Origin of the sequence: Limnohabitans sp. 2KL-1 (assembly GCF_003063435.1) — a bacterium.
GTDB lineage: Bacteria > Pseudomonadota > Gammaproteobacteria > Burkholderiales > Burkholderiaceae_C > Limnohabitans_A.
The window spans coordinates 245,378-263,626 of sequence record NZ_NESL01000001.1 but is presented as its reverse complement, the minus strand read 5'-3'; the positions used below and the strand labels follow the sequence as shown (position 1 = coordinate 263,626).

Sequence of the window (18,249 nt, the reverse complement as noted above, 5' to 3'; positions counted from 1 at the left end):
TACTTTAGCACATCCCACTTTGTTTTTTCCGGGGTGGGCGCATCCCCTTCGGGCGTTGACCGTTGATTTGGACGCTGATTGGAAGGTCTGACTTGGTCGCTGCACTAACATCGACCGCATGACCGCGCCCCAATTCATCCAGCTGTACCAGCACAACGCCGCCGCCGTGGCGCAAGAACTCTTGCAGGGCCTGAGCGCCCCGCAGGCCTTCACCTCGCCCAAGTACCTGTACGACGCGCTGGGCTCGCGCCTGTTCGAGGCCATCACCGAGCTGCCCGAGTACGACCTGACGCGCACCGAAGCACAGCTGATGCGGCTGCACAGCGCCGACATGGCCCGGCACTTGCCCACTGGCGCTTGCTGGATCGACCTGGGCGCGGGCAACTGCGAAAAAGCCGGACGGCTGCTGGGCACGATGCAAGCCGGGCGCTATGTGGCGGTGGACATTTCGGTGGACTTTGTGCGCCAGGCCCTGGACAGCTTGCTGCGTCAGCACCCCGGTCTGCCTGTGGCGGGCCTGGGCACCGACTTTTCGGGCGGTCTGGATTTACCGGATGCACTGAGCCTGGACCCAGCGCAGCCACGCGTGTTGTTTTACCCAGGTTCGAGCATCGGCAACTTCACGCCCGAGCAGGCCCTGGGCTTTTTGCAAAGCCTGCACCGCGCATGCGGCACAGCAGCGGGCAGTGGCTTGCTGATCGGGGTGGACTTGCTCAAGGATGCGGCCGAGCTGGAAGCGGCCTATGACGACGCCTTGGGTGTGACCGCCGCGTTTGACCTGAACCTGCTGCTGCACATCAACCGCCTGGTGGGCAGCGACTTTGCGGTGCGCGACTGGCGGCACCTGTCGCGCTTCAACGCCGAACAATCGCGTGTAGAGATGCACCTGCAAGCACGCCACGCGGTGCGGGTGCAATGGCCGGGCGGCGAGCGCCTCTTTGCACCCGGCGAGACCATCCACACCGAAAACGCCTGCAAGTGGAGCGTGCCGGGCTTTGAGGCCTTGTTGCTGTCGGCAGGCTTTGCCCAAACCCGCGTCTGGACCGATCCGGCCGCGCGCTTTGCGGTGTTGTGGGCAACGGCCTGACTTTTCGCTGCACCCGATCAACTTTTACACCGCCACCGAGCGGAACCCCGCAAAAATGTCGCGCCGCGCAGGCACAAAGAAGTTGCGGTAACGCACATCCACCACATGGGCCGAAGTGGCGGCGCACGCCCCTCGCAACACACGGTGGTCGTGCCACCAGGGCGCTGAATAGTCGCGGTAAGGGTGCGCCTCAAACCCCGGATAAGGCGCAAAGTCGCTGGCGGTCCATTCCCACACCTGGCCCCACACAAAGTCTGGCGTGTGCGCGGCACATTCCCATTCGGCCTCTGTCGGCAAGCGCCTGCCCGCCCATTCGCACCAAGCCTGGGCATCGTGCGCATTGACATGCAACGCCGGGGCCTGCAGGTCCAGGGCCTGCCACTGGCCAAAGTGCTGCGCTTGCCACATGCCTTCAACCCAACGCACATGGGGCGGCAGCGCATGGCCAGTGGCCTGCACAAAAGGCAGATAACGCGCCCAACTGACGGTCGCTGCATCAATGTCGAAGGCCGCCAGCGCCACCGGCTGGGCTTGAAGCTCGTTGTCAAAGGCGAAGCCCGGCCCCGAGTGGCCCAGCGTGTGAACTTGCGCGGGCACATGGATCTGCGTTGGATGGGTCTGCGTTGGATGGGTCTGCGCTGGAAGGGCATGCGCATGCCCAGCCGCCCCCACCCCCGCCCCTGTTCGCCAGCACAGCGCCTGCGGCAAATGCAGGCCTAAAGCCTGCGCCATGTAAACCGAGGCTTCGTTGTGCATGTCTTCGTGTTGCAGCACGAGTCGCCAAAAGTACAAGGCCTCATCACTCGCTGCCTGTCCGGCGTCCTGCACCGCTGGCAACGCTTTCAAGTGGGCCAGACTGCGCTGCAGCACCTGCGCCAAATAGGCCTGCGTGCCGGCCAGGTCGGGCAGCGCCAAAGCCCAGCGGCTGTCGTGCGCGACGTCGCTGGAGTTGTAAAGCGCATCGGCATCGGGCAGCAGAGATGGCCCAAACGCCTCGCCGATGCGGGCACTGCGCGTGCCCAGGTGGCGCTGGCGGTTGCGCACCGTCCACCATTCCTGAAACCAGGCGATGTGGCCCCATTCCCAAAGTGGCGGGTTCATCTCGGGCAAAGGCGGCACCGACAGATCGGGCAAGGCGTTTTGCCAGGCTTGCATCAGGCCCAGGGTGCGAGCGCGTGTGGTTTGCAGGGCCTGGGCCAAAGCCTCCGGACCGGCTGTGCGAACAGCACTGTGCACCGGCCCCGACAGCACGCCCAAATGCCACCCATTGGCGTTCCGCCGCAGGGTCTGCCTTGCTGCTGTCGGGGTACTGTCATTCATGTATAAACCGCCCATGCAAAAACTTCGTGTGGTCATTGTCAGTCCCGCTTTGGCCGACGCCAACAACGGGAACTGGCAAACGGCGCGCCGCTGGCAACGTCTGCTGTCTGCGCATTCTGCCCGGATCGTGCGACAGTGGCCCGATGCCCAAGCCGACAATGACCATGTGATGCTGGCCCTGCACGCCCGCCGCTCGGCCGACTCGGTACAGGCCTGGCACGCCAGGCACGGCCAGCGCGGCCTGGGCGTGGTGCTGACGGGCACCGACCTGTACCGCGACATCGGGCATGACCCGACAGCCCAAAGGTCTCTGGCGCTGGCATGTTCGCTGGTGGTGCTGCAGGGGCTGGGCGTGCAAAGCCTGCCGCCCGAACACCAGGCCAAGGCCCGCGTCATCTTCCAGTCCACCGGCACGCGCCAGACCCTGCCCAAGACCGCACGCCACTTGCGCGTGGTGATGGTGGGGCATTTGCGCGAAGAAAAAGACCCGCTCACGCTGATGGCCGCTGCGCGCCTGTTGCCGCCCGACGCGGGTATATTCATCGACCACATTGGCGCAGCGCTTGACCCCGTGCTGGGCCAGGCCGCTGAGGCCACGCAGGCGCAATGCCCTCATTACCGCTGGCTGGGGGCTGTGCCTCACGCGCAAACGCTGCAGCGCATCCAGCGCGCCCACTTGCTGGTGCACTGCAGCCGCATGGAAGGCGGCGCGCATGTGCTGATGGAGGCGATTTGCAGCGGCACGCCCGTGTTGGCTTCGCGCATCGACGGCAATGTGGGTCTGCTGGGCGAGGACTACACCGGGCTGTTCGCGCCCGGGGATGCGCAGGCGCTGGCTGATTTTTTGCTGGCTTGCCGGACGCCGCCGAACGGCCACGGCCTGGTGGCACACTTGCAGCATCAGTGCGCCTTGCGCGCACCCTTGTTTGAACCGCAGGCCGAACGCGCCGCCTTGCACCGCTGGGTGCAAGACCTCTGGACCTTTTAAGAATGCAATCCTCCCATCAACCCGTGCTGCGTGACTTGGTGCTGGTCGGCGGCGGCCACAGCCATGTGGGCGTGCTGCGCATGTTCGCCATGAAGCCCGAACCGGGCGTGCGCATCACCGTGATTTGCACCGACATCGACACGCCTTACTCGGGCATGTTGCCCGGCTACATTTCGGGCCACTACACCTTTGACGAGGTGCACATCGACCTGGGCCGCCTGTGTGCCTTTGCCGGTGCCCGCCTGTACCACGACGCCGTGGTCGGCATCGACCGCAAGAGCCAAAAAGTCATTTGCAAAAACCGCCCGCCTGTGGCGTATGACGTGTTGTCCATCAACATCGGCTCGACCCCGCAGGTGCAGCAAGTCGATGGCGCGCAAGCGCTGGCCACACCGGTCAAGCCGATTGCGCAGTTCAACCAGCGCTGGCTGGCCCTGCTGGACAAAGCTCGGCATTGGCCCGCGCACCGGGGCCGCATGACGATCGCGGTGGTGGGCGGTGGTGCAGGGGGCGTGGAGCTTTTGCTGTCCATGCAATACCGTTTGCGCCACGAGCTCAAGGCGCTGGGGCGCAACCCCGAAGACCTGAAATTCGTGTTGCTGACTTCTGGCGACACGGTGCTGCCCACACACAACCCAGGGGTGCGTGCGCGCTTTGCCAAGGTGCTGCTTGAACGGGCTATCGATGTGCACTTGAACACCGAGGTGGTGCAAGTCTCGCCCGGCTGTCTGCACACGCGCGACGGCCGCACTTTCGATGCCGACGAAACCATGTGGGTCACGCAAGCCGGTGGTCCAACCTGGCTGCAAAGCACGGGGCTGGGGCTGGATGCCCAGGGTTTCATCCTGGTTCACCCACAGTTGCAAGCGCTGAACGACCCGCTGATCTTTGCGGCCGGTGACATCGCCTCCTTCATCGACCGTCCGCTGGAAAAGGCCGGCGTCTTTGCCGTGCGCATGGCCAAGCCACTGGCCGACAATTTGCGACGCAGCCTGCGGGGCCAGAAGTTGCAGGCCTACAAGCCGCAACGCCATTGGCTGGCCCTGATTTCCACAGGCAACCGCTACGCCGTGGCATCTCGCGGTGCGCTGGGTTTTGCCGGGGCCTGGGTGTGGCGCTGGAAAGACCGCATCGATCGCCAGTTCATGCGCCGCTTCACGGAACTGCCCAGCATGTCCGGCACGGCCGGGGCGCTTCACCCTGGCGCGAGCTTGCGCGAAGCCATGCAGGCCATGGGCCAGTTGCTCAGGGACATCCAGGCCAAAGGCAAAGCGCCCACAACCCGTCTGACCCTGACCTCTGAAGAGTCGCTGCAGGCCATCTCGGCCATCGCGATGCGCTGCGGCGGTTGTGGTGCCAAAGTCGGCTCCAACGTCTTGTCGCGCGCACTGGGCAGCTTGCAGCCGGTAGAGCGCGACGATGTCGTGATCGGCCTGCATTCACCCGACGATGCGGCCGTGGTGCGCGTGCCCAAAGGCATGGCCATGGTGCACACGGTGGACTTTTTCCGCGCCTTCATCGACGACCCCTATTTGTTTGGCAAAGTGGCCGCCAACCATGCGCTGGGTGATATTTTTGCCATGGGGGCCGAGCCGCAAACGGCCACTGCCGTGGTCACGGTGCCGCCGGGTCTGGAGAGCAAGGTCGAAGACCTGTTGACACAAATGATGGGCGGTGCAATTGAGGTGCTGAATGCCGCAGGCTGCGCCCTGGTGGGCGGCCACACGGGCGAAGGCGCAGAGCTGGCCCTGGGCTTTGCCATCAACGGGCTCATCGACGACAAGATGAAAAACGTGATGCGCAAAGGCGGCATGCAGCCGGGCGATGTGCTGCTGCTGACCAAACCCATGGGCACCGGCACCTTGTTTGCTGCGCACGCACGGCATGCGGCCAAGGGCCGCTGGATCGCGGCCGCCTTGCAATCGATGGTGCAGTCCAACCAGGTTGGCGCACAGATTTTGCGCCAACACAGCGCCACCGCCTGCACCGACTTGACCGGCTTTGGCCTGCTGGGCCATCTGGTGGAAATGACGCGGCCCTCTGGCGTGGACGCCGAGTTGCACATGAGCGCGCTGCCCTTGCTGGACGGCGCGGTGGACTGTGTCAAAGCGGGCATCGTCAGTTCCTTGCAACCGGCCAATGTGCGGCTGCGCCGCGCCCTGCGCAACGCTGACGACTTTGTGCAAGACCCGCGCTACCCCCTGCTGTTTGATCCACAAACTGCAGGCGGCTTGCTGGCTAGCGTGCCTGCCGACCAGGCCGTCGCCTGTGTGCGGGCCCTCAAAGCGGCGGGCTATGCGCACACCGCCGTCATCGGCCGCATCACCGCACAGGGTGAGGCCATCGAGCCGGTGCTGCTGAAAACCTGAACGCGCCATGAACACCGAACACCTCACGCACCACATCTCACTGAACGCCGACCTGGCCCAACGCTGCGTCGTGCACAGCCCCTCGCTCGATTGGGTGGACTCACCTGCTGCGGGCGTGTCACGCTGCCTGCTGGAACGCGATGGCGGTGAAGTGGCACGGGCCACGTCCATCGTGCGCTATGCGCCGGGCTCGGCCTTTGCAACCCACACGCACGGCGGGGGCGAGGAAATTCTGGTGCTTGAAGGCACATTGCACGACGAGCACGGTGTGTACGGCCCCGGCACCTACATCAAGAACCCGGTGGGCACATCGCACGCACCTTCATCGCCCGAAGGCTGCACCTTGTTCGTCAAGTTGCGCCATCTGGATGCGAAAGATGACGAGCGTGTGGTCATCGACACGCGCCGCAGCACCTGGCGTCAAGGCCTGGTGGAGGGCCTGAAGGTCTTGCCGCTGAACACCTTCGAGACGCAAAACACCGCCCTGGTGCGCTGGGCACCGCAGACGTTTTTCAACCCGCACCGGCATTGGGGCGGCGAAGAAATTTTCGTGATGGAGGGCGTGTTTTCGGACGAACACGGCGACTACCCTGCCGGCAGCTGGTTGCGCAGCCCGCACATGAGCCAACACCAGCCCTTCAGCCGCGAGGGTTGTCTGATTCTGGTAAAGACGGGGCACCTGGCATGACCCACACGCACATCCAAGTCGTTGTGTTCGACGCCTACGGCACATTGTTCGATGTGTATTCGATCGGCGCTTTGGCCGAGCAGCTTTATCCCAGCCAGGGCGCGGCCCTGTCGGTGCTGTGGCGCGACAAGCAGATCGAGTACACGCGCCTGATTTCGCTGAGCGACCCCGCCCCACAAGGCAGTCGGCACTACCAATCGTTTTGGGACATCACGCGCGCGTCGCTGCGTTATGCGCTGGCGCGTTTGGGCTTGGTGCACACCCAGGCTCATGAGGACGCGCTGATGGCGCAATACGCCGAGCTCAGCGCTTTTCCGGAAAACCTGGGCGTGCTGCAAGCCTTGCGCCAGCGCGGCGTGGCCACGGCGATTTTGTCCAACGGCAGCCCCGAAATGTTGCAATCGGCCGTGCGCAGTGCGGGCATGAGCGATCTGCTCGACGCAGTACTGTCGGTAGACAGCGTGCGCCAGTTCAAGACCACCCCCACCAGTTACCAGATGGTGCTGGACCACTTTGGCGTGGCCCCGGCCGATGTGCTGTTTGTCTCCAGCAACGGCTGGGACGCGCTGGGGGCCACCTGGTTTGGCTTCACCACGCTGTGGGTCAACCGCCAGGGCCTGCCAGCCGAGGCCATAGGCCCGGCACCGCACCACATGGGGCGGGATTTGGGCGAGGTGCTGACCGTGCTCCAGCCCTTGTGAACCTTGCAGACCGTGCGGGTTCACCGCACGAACACGGGGTGTGGCCATGTCGGCGTGGCACCTGCGCACCAACATTCCCCCCGCTATACTAAAACAGGGTGTCACAGCGTTGTGCTGCAGGGCAGGTGTTGCGAAGGTCGGGCCGCCTCGCGGTTTGAGCACGCACCATGTCCAGTCCAACCCTGATCCAGACCCTGGGCGCCATCCTGTTTGCGGTGGCGGTCCTTCACACCTTTTCCACCCGATTTTTTGAACGCCTGGCGCATGCGCAGCCACGGCATGCCGGCATCTGGCACCTGCTGGGCGAAGTTGAAATCGTCTTCGGCTTCTGGGCGCTGGTGCTGATGCTGTTCATGTTCGGCATTCAAGGGCAGCAGGCAGCGATCGCCTACCTCGATTCACGCCAGTTCACCGAACCCCTGTTCGTGTTCGCCATCATGGTGATCGCCGGGACCCGGCCAGTGCTGGAATTCACGGGGGCCAGTGTGCGCTTCATGGCACGGTGCAGCCCGTTGCCGCCAGGCATGTCGCTGTATTTTCTGTGCCTGGCTTTTTTGCCTTTGCTGGGCTCTTTCATCACCGAGCCTGCGGCGATGACGCTGGCGGCCATGATGCTGCGCGACACCCTGTTGGCCCGAGAAGTCTCCACCCGGCTGAAGTACGCCACGCTCGGGGTCCTGTTTGTCAACATTTCAATTGGCGGCACGCTGACGCCTTTTGCCGCGCCGCCGGTCTTGATGGTGGCCAGCGCGTGGAACTGGGACTTTGCCTTCATGCTGACCCACTTTGGCTGGAAAGCCGCGATCGCTGTGGTGGTCAACGCGGGCCTGGCCATGTGGCTGTTTCGCAAAGAGCTGGACCACATGGACACCCCCCTGGTCAACGCCCCCGCACCCATACCCTTGGGCATTGTCTGTGTCCATCTGTTGTTTCTGGTCCTGGTGGTGGTTTTCGGACACCACCCCGTTGTTTTTCTGGGTCTGTTTCTGTTTTTTCTCGGCTTCACCACGGCTTACCCACGCCACCAAAATCCTTTGATCCTGCGCGAAGCCCTGCTGGTGGCCTTCTTTCTGGCCGGTCTGGTGGTGCTGGGCGGGCAGCAACAGTGGTGGCTGGAGCCGGTGCTGATGAGCCTGGACACCGACGCGGTGTTTTTCGGTGCCGTGGCATTGACGGCCATCACCGACAACGCCGCCCTGACCTACCTGGGTTCGCTGGTGGAGGGACTCAGTTCGGAATTCCAGATCGCACTGGTGGCTGGCGCGGTGACGGGGGGTGGCTTGACCCTGATCGCCAATGCGCCCAACCCGGCGGGTGCGACCATCCTGAAAGAAAAATTCTCGGACAACACCATTCACCCCTTGGGTCTGCTGGTGGCGGCTTTGCCCCCGACACTGGTCGCGGTCTTGGCTTTTCGTGGGCTTTGAAGTGCCGCGTCCGAATGTTCAAAACACCGGGTTTGGTCCAGTTGACACCCTGGCCGATGGGGCAGCGCATTGCCCGAGCTGCGCCGGCGCTGCGGGGTGGATGGCGGTGAGCTTTTGCATCAGTGAGCGGCGATATACTGAGTCGCATGAACGCCAACCTGATCCTTCTCACGCTCTGCCAGGGCTTGTTCCTGACCAACAACGTCACCTTCATTGCCATCAATGGCTTGGTCGGCTTGAGCATCGCGCCGCTGGGCTGGATGGCGACTTTGCCCGTCATGGGCTACGTGGTGGGCGGAGCGATGTCGACCGGCTTGGTGGCCAAGAGCCAGTCACGCTGGGGGCGCAAGGTGTCTTTTCAACTGGGTTTGGGCGTGGCTTTGTTTTCTGCCTTGTTGGCCGCGTACGCGGCCTGGAGCCACAACTTCTGGTTGCTGGTGGCGGCCACGGTGATCGCGGGCTACTACAGCGCCAATGGCCAGCTCTACCGCTTTGCGGCCGCCGAACTCGCGGCCGACAGCTTTCGCGAGAAAGCCGTCTCGCTGGTGTTGGCCGGCGGCTTGATCGGGGCCATCGTCGGCCCCAACCTGGCCTCGCGCACCCGAACCCTGCATGACACCCCGTTTCTGGGGGCCTACATGGCCTTGGCTGTCGTGGCGCTGTTGGCCATGTTGTGCATGAGCTTCATCCACTTTCCAGCCGTGCCGGCCAAAAAGCCGGGTGACAGCTCGGGTCGCCCTTTGGGCGAGATCATGCGCCAGCCGGTCTTCATCGTGGCGGCCGCTGCGGCAGCCCTGAGTTACGGCGTGATGAACCTGCTGATGGCCGCCACGCCACTGGCCATGCAGGTGTGTGGCTTCAGTTTTGACGATGCGGCGCTGGTGCTGGAGTGGCATGTGATCGGCATGTTCGCGCCGGGTTTTTTCACGGGGCACCTGATCAAGAAATTCGGCACCCTGCAGATCATGGCTGCGGGCGTGGTGATCAACTTCGCCTGCATTGCGATGGCCTTGTCGGGTGTCGAGCTGCACCAGTTCCTGGCCTCGCTGTTCCTGCTGGGTCTGGGCTGGAACTTCCTGTTCACCGGCAGCACCACGCTGGCCATGAAAGCCTGGACACCCGCTGAAAAAGACCGGGGTCAAGCCGCCATCAACTTTTTTGTGTTTGCCACCATGGCCATCACATCCTTCGCCTCGGGCGCTTTGGTCACCACACAAGGCTGGGTGTGGCTGAACATTGGCTCCTTGTTGCCGGTTGCCCTGACCGGTGTGGCCCTGGTGTGGATGGTGCTGCAGCAGCGCAAAGTGGCCGCACCCTGAAGGCCCGGCCTGCGGGATGCGGCCCCCTGTTCAGGGCATGCGCGCCATGACTTCGGCCACGGCTGCCGTGAGCTTTTTTGCATAAGGCACATGCAAAAACTCATTGGGGCCGTGTGCGTTGCTCTTGGGGCCGAGCACGCCACACACCATCATTTGCGCTTTGGGGAATCCGGCGCTGAGCATGTTCATGAGCGGGATGGTGCCGCCTTGGCCGATGTAGCCCACGCCTGCGCCAAAGTGTGCCTGGCTCGAATGGTTGAGCGCCTGCTCAAACCAGGGCAGTGTGTCAGGCGCGTTCCAGCCGGTCGCACCGCCGCCTGACTCAAACGTGACCTTGGCCTGATAAGGCGCGTTGTCTTCCAGCAAGGCTTTCATCTCGGCCACGGCTTGCGCTGCGTCCACCAGTGGCGGCAGGCGCAGGCTGAGTTTGAAGGCGGTATAGGGCCGCAGCACATTGCCCGCGTCTTTCAGCGCCGGAAAACCGTCCGCTCCGGTTACGCTCAGCGTCGGTGTCCAGGTGCGGTTGAGCAGCGCCTGTGTCGGGTCGGTGGTGGTGGGCAGAGCAAAGCTGGTGGAGCCACCGCAGTCGTAGTGCGCCCAGGGAAAGCGCTTGTAGACCTCGTCGCCCAGGATGGCGGCCGTGGCTTGGGCCTGGGCCATGCGCTCAGCGGGCACTTCGCAATGGAAGCTGGCGGGCAGCAAGCGGCCTGTGGTGCTGTCTTCGAGGCGGTCGAGCACCTGGCGCATGATGCGAAAGCTCGACGGCACCAGGCCCGAGGCGTCGCCCGAGTGGATGCCTTCGGTGAGGATTTGCACCTTGAGCGTGCCGCGGGCCATGCCGCGCAAGCTGGTGGTGAGCCACAGCTGTTCGTAGTTGCCCGCGCCGCTGTCCAGGCAGATCACCAGACCCACATCGCCCATTCGGGTGCGCAGCGCGTCCACATAAGGCAGCAGGTCGTACGAGCCGGACTCTTCGCACGTTTCAATCAAACCGACGATGCGCGGGTGCGGTGTCTTCTGGCTCTTGAGCGCCTGCACGGCGGCGATGCTGGCGTACACCGCATAACCGTCGTCGGCCCCACCCCGGCCGTAGAGCTTGCCGTCTTCGTACACCGGGGTCCAAGGTCCCAGGTCATTGCGCCATCCGTTGAACTCGGGTTGTTTGTCCAGGTGGCCATACATCAGCACGGTTTGGCCCGAGCCCTCGCTGGCGGCGCGGGTGGCGGCCACTTCAAAAAACATGACCGGCGTGCGCCCGGGCAACTGGATGATCTCGAGTGTGAGGCCTTCCACCTTTTGAGCCTCCACCCATTGCGCCGCGCGCCGCAGCACCGACTCAATGTGGCCATGCGCGGCCCAATCGGCGTCGAACGCGGGCGATTTGGCCGGGATCTCGATGTATTGTTTCAATTCGGGGACGATGGTGCGGTCCCAGGCTTGGGTCACGTCATTCAGGGCACGGGCGCTGTCGAGCATGCCTTCGGGCATTTCACGGTGCAAGGGGGCGTTCATGTTGGGGGCTCCTCAGGGCGGCACAAAAGAAAAACACTTTAGCGCTTTTGCTCGGGGCTGGCGATGGTGCACGTGCACGCCAGTGACAGCGGCACCATCCCGCACACACCAAGAGCACACAGACCCCACCGCCACGTCAACATCCCCATGCCCCCGGCCCGCAGGGTTTGTTGGCCCCCGTACATCGGCCCCTCATCAATCGTTGTTACAGTCTCGCCAACGCCCGACTGACCCATGGCCTACAAGCCCGTGCGGGGGCGCATACCGACAACAAACCGCTTGCCAGGCGGAAAAAAAGAGACACCCACATGGACCCCAAGACTGCCCCCAACCCGAACCTGTACCTGTTCGAAAAGTTCGATGTGGGCGTCATCCACCTGGATGCACAGCGCAAAGTGTTGGCCATGAATGACTTTGCCCGGCGGGTCTTGCCGGTGGGCGAAAAACAACCCTTCGACAAACTGGTCACCTCTTTTCACCCGGCCCGCTCGCAGCCCAAAGTCAACTTCTTGCTGGACGAGGCTTCGGGATGCCCCATGGCCAATGCAGCCCCGATGACCATGATCATCAACATCCCGGAGCAGGTGCTGCTGATCAAGGTCAGCCGCCTCGGTGATGCGCTGGGTGAAACCACCGGCTTCGTGCTGGTGTTTTACGACGTGACCCAAGTGGTCAGCCAAGAGCGCCCTCCCGCCGATCCGCCGACACCGAACATGCGTTTGTCGCGCATCCCGATGGTGGCCCATCAGCAGGTGTCATTCGTCGACACCCGCGATGTGCTGAGCCTGGAATCACAGGCCCACTACACCCGCATCCTGACGCGCGATGGCTACCACTTTTGCAACCTGAGCATCGGCGATCTGGAATTGCGTCTGGACCCGGCGCAGTTCATGCGGGTGCACCGCTGTTTCATCGTCAATCTGCAGGCGGTACAGACACTGGGCCGTGAAGGCAGCAAAACCCATGTGGTCCTGAAAGGCAAAAACACCACACCGGTGCCGGTGTCGCGTGGTGAAGTGGGGCGTTTGCGCGAGGCGCTGGGCCTGGCCTGAAGCCTGCAGGCCCCCACAGCCCAAGCCCTTACAGCCAGTTTCAAGGGCTGAACAGCCCAAATTCAAGGGTTTACCCGCCCTCTTAAAGAGCTAAGGACATACCCGGATTGCGAAACGCCGGAAGTCTGATCAATGCATTTCGTGCCCAATAAAGTACATTTCGTGCAATAAATCGACCAACGAATGACGTTTTTGGCTAAAACCTGACTACTCAGTAGGAAAAGCACTCTCCCCAATACTGGCCTCCTGTTTTAAACAAAACCCAGGAGACCTTGATGATTCCACCGCGTTTTGAATACCACGCGCCCAAAACCGTCGGTGAGGCGGTGGCCTTGCTCGGCCAATTGGGCTCAGACGCCAAACTGCTGGCGGGCGGGCACAGCCTGCTGCCGATGATGAAACTGCGTTTTGCGCAGCCCGAGCACCTGATCGACATCAACCGAATCCCTGAACTCAAGGGCATCCGTGAAGAAGGCGGTACCGTGGTGATCGGCGCGATGACGGTGGAAAACGACCTGATCACCTCGCCCATCCTGCAAGCCAAAGTGCCTTTGTTGTGCGAAGCGGCCAAGCTGATCGCTGACCCCCAGGTGCGCAACCGCGGCACGATCGGCGGCGACATCGCCCACGGCGACCCCGGCAACGACCACCCTGCACTGTCCATCGTGATCGACGCTTCCTTTGTGCTGGAAGGCCCGAATGGCCGCCGCACCGTGGCGGCCGACGGCTTTTTTCTGGGCACCTACATGACGCTGCTCGAAGAAAACGAAGTCATGTGCGAGATCCGAGTGCCCGCCTTCGCTGCTGGCACCGGCTACGCCTACGAAAAACTCAAGCGCAAAACCGGCGACTGGGCCACGGCCGGTTGCGCGGTGGTGATCCGCAAATCGGGCGACCAGGTCAGCCATGTGCGTGTGGCCCTGACCAACGTGGCCCCCACCGCGTTGCGCGTCGAAGCTGCTGAAGCCGCTTTGCTGAACAAGCCTTTCAACGCCGCCAACGTGCAAGCAGCGGTCGATGCGGCCATCGCCGCCTGCGACCCCGCAGAAGACCTGCGCGGTGACATCGAATACAAGACCGCCATGGCGGGCGAAATGGTCAAGCGCGCCCTGAACAAAGCCTGGTCGCGCTGCGCATAAACGAAGGAAAACAACATGTCCAAAAAACTCGTCACCGTTTCCGTCAATGGCAAGAAAGAAGAAAAAGCCGTTGAACCGCGCACCTTGCTGATCCACTTTTTGCGCGAAGAACTCAACCTGACCGGCGCCCACATCGGCTGCGAGACCAGCCACTGCGGCGCTTGCACGGTGGACATCGACGGCCAATCGGTCAAGTCGTGCACGCACCTGGCGGTGCAGTGCGATGGCTCGGAAGTGCTCACCGTCGAAGGCTTGGCCAACAAGGGCGTGCTGCACGCGGTGCAAGAAGGCTTTTACAAAGAGCACGGCCTGCAGTGCGGCTTTTGCACCCCCGGCATGCTCATGCGCGCCTACCGCTTCTTGCAAGAGAACCCCAACCCGAGCGAAGACGAAATCCGCCACGGCATGGCGGGCAACCTGTGCCGCTGCACCGGTTACCAGAACATCGTCAAAGCCATCCAATACGCCGCCAAAAAACTGCAAGAGCCCGTTGCGGCTTGATGCGAACACCTATTTGATCGGAGACACACATGAACGCACCGGTACAAACCGCTGAAGCCCGCGAACTCGCGCTGGCTGGCATGGGCGCATCGCGCCTGCGCAAAGAAGACGCCCGTTTCATCCAGGGCAAGGGCAACTACGTGGACGACATCAAGATGCCCGGCATGCTGCACATGGACATCGTGCGCAGCCCCATTGCCCACGGCCGCATCGTCAAGATCAACAAAGAAGCCGCTCTGGCCATGCCCGGCGTGCACGCCGTGCTCACGGCAGATGACTTGAAGCCCCTGAAACTGCACTGGATGCCCACCCTGGCTGGTGACGTGGCCGCTGTGCTGGCCGACGGCAAAGTGCACTTCCAGATGCAGGAAGTGGCCATCGTGATTGCCGACGACCGCTACATCGCCGCTGACGCGGTGGAAGCCGTCGAGATCGAATACGAAGAGTTGCCCGTGGTGCTCGACCCCTATGCCGCCTTGCAACCCGATGCCCCGGTCATCCGCGAAGACCTGGCGGGCAAGACCGAAGGCGCGCACGGCAAGCGTGAGCACCACAACCACATCTTCACCTGGGATGCGGGTGACAAGTCGGCTGCCGACGCCGCTTTTGACAAAGCCGAAGTGACCGTGTCGCAGCACATGTACTACCCCCGCGTGCACCCCTGCCCGCTGGAGACTTGCGGCTGCGTGGCCAGCTTCGACCCGATCAAGGGCGACCTGACCACCTTCATCACCAGCCAAGCGCCGCATGTGGTGCGCACCGTGGTGTCCATGCTCTCGGGCATTCCCGAATCCAAAGTCCGCATCGTCAGCCCCGACATCGGTGGCGGCTTTGGCAACAAGGTTGGCATTTACCCCGGTTATGTCTGCGCCATCGTGGCCTCCATCGTGCTGGGCCGCCCCGTCAAGTGGGTCGAAGACCGCATTGAAAACATCTCGTCTACTGCCTTTGCCCGTGACTACCACATGGACGGCGAATTGGCCGCCACAGCCGACGGCAAGATCACCGGCCTGCGCGTGAACGTGGTGGCCGACCACGGCGCGTTCGACGCCTGCGCCGACCCGACCAAGTTCCCTGCGGGCATGTTCCACATCGTCTCCGGCTCTTATGACATTCCTGCGGCACACGCGAGTGTGAAAGGTGTTTACACCAACAAGGCCCCCGGTGGCGTGGCGTACCGCTGCTCCTTCCGCGTGACCGAAGCGGTGTATTTGATCGAGCGCATGGTCGACGTGCTGGCGCAAAAGTTGGGCATGGACAAGGCCGAAATCCGCGCCAAGAACTTCGTCAAGAAAGAGCAGTTCCCCTACACCAGCGCCTTCGGTTTTGAATACGACTCGGGCGACTACCAAACCGCTTTGGACAAAGTGCTCGAAGCCGTGGACTACAAAGGCCTGCGTGCCGAGCAAGCGGCCAAACGCGCCGACCCCAACAGCCCCACCTTGATGGGCATTGGCTTGGTCACCTTCACCGAAGTCGTCGGTGCTGGCCCGTCCAAGATCTGCGACATCTTGGGCGTGGGCATGTTCGACTCGTGCGAAATCCGCATCCACCCCACCGGCAGCGCCATCGCCCGCATGGGCACGATCACGCAAGGTCAGGGCCACCAGACCACCTATGCGCAGATCATCGCCACCGAGTTGGGTATTCCGTCTGAAGTGATTCAGGTGGAAGAAGGCGACACCAGCACCGCGCCTTACGGCTTGGGTACCTACGGTTCTCGCTCCACGCCTGTGGCCGGTGCTGCCATTGCATTGGCTGCCCGCAAGATCCACGCGAAGGCCCGCAAGATCGCTGCCCATATGCTCGAAGTCAACGAAAACGACCTCGACTGGGAAGTCGACCGTTTCAAGGTCAAGGGCGACGACAGCAAGTTCAAGACCATGGCCGACGTGGCATGGCAGGCTTATCACCAGCCACCAGATGGCTTGGAGCCAGGCCTGGAAGCCGTGCACTACTACGACCCACCGAACTTCACCTTCCCCTTCGGCATCTACCTGTGCGTGGTGGACATCGACCGTGCGACCGGTGAGACCAAAATCCGCCGCTTCTACGCGCTGGACGACTGCGGCACCCGCATCAACCCGATGATCATCGACGGCCAGATCCACGGCGGTCTGACCGAAGGTTTTGCCGTGGCCATGGGCCAGCAAATGCCGTTTGATGCTCAGGGCAACCTGCTGGGCAACACGCTGATGGACTACTTCTTGCCCACCTTCGTGGAAACCCCACACTGGGAAACCGACCACACCGTGACGCCTTCGCCGCACCACCCCCTGGGTGCCAAGGGCGTGGCCGAATCGCCGCACGTCGGCTCGATCCCCACCTTCACCTCGGCCGTGGTCGATGCCTTCTCTCACCTGGGCGTCACGCACCTGGACATGCCGCACAACGCTTTCCGCACCTGGAAAGCGCTGCGCGAGCACGGCGCCGCTTTGTAATTCAAGGAACCGTCATGGAAGTCAAACTCGACAAACAATACCCACTCGATGTGGATGCGGCACGGGCCTGGGCCCTGCTGACCGACCTGAAGGCGACGGCCAACTGCATGCCCGGTGCCGAAATCACCGAGCAGCTGTCCGAGACCTCGTTCAAGGGCGGCGTCAAGGTCAAGGTCGGCCCGGCCGTGGCCCAGTTCGGCGGCACGGTCGACGTGATCGAAGCCGTGGCTGCCGAGCGCAAGATGGTCTTGCGCGGCAAGGGTGCTGACAAGGGCGGTTCGTCCGCCTCGATGGACCTGACCGCGATCATCACCGCCGACCCAACCAACCCCGCACATTGCGTGCTGAACGGCCAAGCGGCTGTGATCGTGAACGGCAAATTCGCGCAGTTCGGCGGCCGCATGATGGTACAGGTGTCCGACATGCTGCTGGCGCAGTTTGTCGAGAACTTCCGCCAGACCGCGCTCACCTTGCCTGCGGCCGAAGGCTCGCCAGCGGCTGCGGCTGCGGCTGCAGACGCCACGGCGGGCGCAAGCACCACCGCTGCTGCTGCACCTGCCGCCCCCGTGGTGGCCCGCGAGATCAACGGCTTGGCCATCTTCTGGGCTTTGCTCAAGAGCTGGTTCGGCGGCTTGGTCGGCAAGAAAGCCTGAGCATGACGACGCCAGACCCGCGCGATACCGCTGCCACACCCGCTGAGCAAGAGCGCTTGCTGCGTGAGCGGCTGCAGCGCTCGGGCTATCTGGCCGATGCCGACCTGGCCACCACCGTGTGGCTGGCGTCGGCTTTGCAGCGCCCGTTGTTGCTCGAAGGCGACGCGGGCGTGGGCAAAACCGCCTTGGCCACGGCCTTGGCCCAATCCCAAAACGCCACCCTGGTGCGCCTGCAATGCTTTGAAGGCCTGGACCTGGCGCAAGCCGCTTACGAGTGGAACTACGGCCGCCAGTTGATGGCGATCCGCATGAGCGAAGCGGCCCAAAATAGCGGCAGTCATAACGGCGCTGGTCGTGTGCGCGAGTCCGATGTGTTCAGCCGCGAGTATTTGCTCGAGCGCCCTTTGCTGCGCGCCATCAGCCAGTCAGGCCCTTGCGTGCTCTTGATCGACGAGATCGACCGCGCCGACGAAGCCTTTGAAGCCTTCTTGCTCGAAGTGCTGGCCGAGTACCAGATCACTGTGCCCGAGATCGGCACGATCCGCGCCACGCACATCCCGCAGGTGATTTTGACGAGCAACGGCACGCGTGAGTTGTCAGACGCATTGCGCCGCCGCTGCCTGTACCACTACCTCGATTACCCGACGCTGGCGCGAGAGATCGCCATCGTCAAAACCGCTTTGCCCGAGGCCGACACCCGGCTGGTCGAAGAGGCCGTGCAGTTCGTGCAGCGCTTGCGCCGCGAAGACCTGGCCAAGATCCCCGGCATTGCCGAGACGCTGGACTGGGTGCGTGCGCTGTTCCAGTTGCGCCACAGCAGCCTGCCCGAAGACATGTCGGCCGTGCTCGGCACTTTGGGGTGCTTGCTCAAGACCCGCGAAGACCGCTTTGTGATGGGCGCTGACCGCCTGCGCCAGCTGGTCGAAGGTCGGCGCACCGTGGGCGTGGCCGAAAACGCCAACGATCAAGCCAAAGTGGCGGCATGACGGCACGACCCCAACCCGGTGTAGGAGCCCACCCCGAGGGCGATCGGGCCTGGCATACGCCCGCCC

The 18,249-nt window shown here is 63.2% G+C and carries 15 protein-coding genes; 13 read left to right on the top strand and 2 right to left on the bottom strand.

The features are described from left to right. Positions 1-118: 118 nt before the first annotated feature. Positions 119-1,087: an L-histidine N(alpha)-methyltransferase gene (gene egtD / locus B9Z47_RS01215; RefSeq protein ID WP_108329443.1), complete on the top strand. Its 969-nt coding sequence runs from the start codon at positions 119-121 to the stop codon at positions 1,085-1,087. 24 nt (positions 1,088-1,111) lie between these two features. Here egtD and senA read toward each other — a convergent pair whose 3' ends face one another. Next, positions 1,112-2,407, bottom strand: coding sequence for a selenoneine synthase SenA (senA, locus tag B9Z47_RS01210; protein WP_108330016.1), 1,296 nt, complete (start codon positions 2,405-2,407; stop codon positions 1,112-1,114). Positions 2,408-2,420: 13 nt separating this feature from the next. On the opposite strand from senA, the gene senB reads away from it, so the two are divergent. The 6 genes from senB to B9Z47_RS01180 all read left to right on the top strand — a co-directional run bounded on the left by senB (position 2,421) and on the right by B9Z47_RS01180 (position 9,899). Further along, the gene (gene senB / locus B9Z47_RS01205) at positions 2,421-3,395 is read left to right on the top strand and encodes a selenoneine biosynthesis selenosugar synthase SenB (protein ID WP_108329442.1); all 975 of its coding nucleotides are present in this window, start codon (positions 2,421-2,423) and stop codon (positions 3,393-3,395) included. A gap of 2 nt (positions 3,396-3,397) precedes the next feature. Further along, positions 3,398-5,764, top strand: a complete 2,367-nt coding sequence (gene selD / locus B9Z47_RS01200; RefSeq protein WP_108329441.1) for a selenide, water dikinase SelD — start codon at positions 3,398-3,400, stop codon at positions 5,762-5,764. 7 nt (positions 5,765-5,771) lie between these two features. Then, positions 5,772-6,452, top strand: a complete 681-nt coding sequence (locus B9Z47_RS01195) for a cupin domain-containing protein (RefSeq protein WP_233253602.1) — start codon at positions 5,772-5,774, stop codon at positions 6,450-6,452. Continuing rightward, positions 6,449-7,153 carry a haloacid dehalogenase type II gene (locus B9Z47_RS01190; RefSeq protein ID WP_108329440.1) on the top strand — a complete coding sequence of 235 codons (705 nt, stop codon included), beginning with the start codon at positions 6,449-6,451 and terminating at the stop codon, positions 7,151-7,153. The genes B9Z47_RS01195 and B9Z47_RS01190 overlap by 4 nt, the downstream gene beginning before the upstream one ends. A 167-nt stretch (positions 7,154-7,320) precedes the next feature. Then, positions 7,321-8,580: a putative Na+/H+ antiporter gene (locus tag B9Z47_RS01185; RefSeq protein WP_108329439.1), complete on the top strand. Its 1,260-nt coding sequence runs from the start codon at positions 7,321-7,323 to the stop codon at positions 8,578-8,580. Positions 8,581-8,726: 146 nt separating this feature from the next. Beyond that, entirely contained in the window at positions 8,727-9,899 is a 1,173-nt protein-coding gene (locus tag B9Z47_RS01180; protein WP_108329438.1) for an MFS transporter, read from the top strand. Positions 9,900-9,929: 30 nt separating this feature from the next. Here B9Z47_RS01180 and B9Z47_RS01175 read toward each other — a convergent pair whose 3' ends face one another. Then, positions 9,930-11,411 (bottom strand): M20 family metallopeptidase, encoded by a 1,482-nt coding sequence (locus tag B9Z47_RS01175; RefSeq protein ID WP_108329437.1) that lies wholly within the window; start codon positions 11,409-11,411, stop codon positions 9,930-9,932. 308 nt (positions 11,412-11,719) lie between these two features. Here B9Z47_RS01175 and B9Z47_RS01165 point away from each other — a divergent pair, with 308 nt between their 5' ends. The 6 genes from B9Z47_RS01165 (at position 11,720) to B9Z47_RS01140 (ending at position 18,183) form a co-directional block, all read left to right on the top strand. After that, positions 11,720-12,463, top strand: coding sequence for a LytTR family transcriptional regulator (locus B9Z47_RS01165; protein WP_108329435.1), 744 nt, complete (start codon positions 11,720-11,722; stop codon positions 12,461-12,463). Between the two features lie 275 nt (positions 12,464-12,738). Next, positions 12,739-13,602 (top strand): xanthine dehydrogenase family protein subunit M, encoded by an 864-nt coding sequence (locus tag B9Z47_RS01160; protein WP_108329434.1) that lies wholly within the window; start codon positions 12,739-12,741, stop codon positions 13,600-13,602. A 15-nt stretch (positions 13,603-13,617) separates the two neighbouring features. Further along, on the top strand, positions 13,618-14,103 hold the full coding sequence (locus B9Z47_RS01155; RefSeq protein ID WP_108329433.1) for a (2Fe-2S)-binding protein: 486 nt from the start codon (positions 13,618-13,620) through the stop codon (positions 14,101-14,103). Positions 14,104-14,132: 29 nt separating this feature from the next. Further along, the gene (locus tag B9Z47_RS01150) at positions 14,133-16,544 is read left to right on the top strand and encodes an aerobic carbon-monoxide dehydrogenase large subunit (protein WP_108329432.1); all 2,412 of its coding nucleotides are present in this window, start codon (positions 14,133-14,135) and stop codon (positions 16,542-16,544) included. A gap of 14 nt (positions 16,545-16,558) precedes the next feature. Beyond that, a complete protein-coding gene (locus B9Z47_RS01145) occupies positions 16,559-17,197 on the top strand; it encodes a CoxG family protein (RefSeq protein WP_108329431.1) in 639 nt (212 codons plus the stop codon). 2 nt (positions 17,198-17,199) lie between these two features. Further along, positions 17,200-18,183 (top strand): AAA family ATPase, encoded by a 984-nt coding sequence (locus tag B9Z47_RS01140; protein WP_369911583.1) that lies wholly within the window; start codon positions 17,200-17,202, stop codon positions 18,181-18,183. The last annotated feature ends 66 nt before the right edge of the window (positions 18,184-18,249 follow it).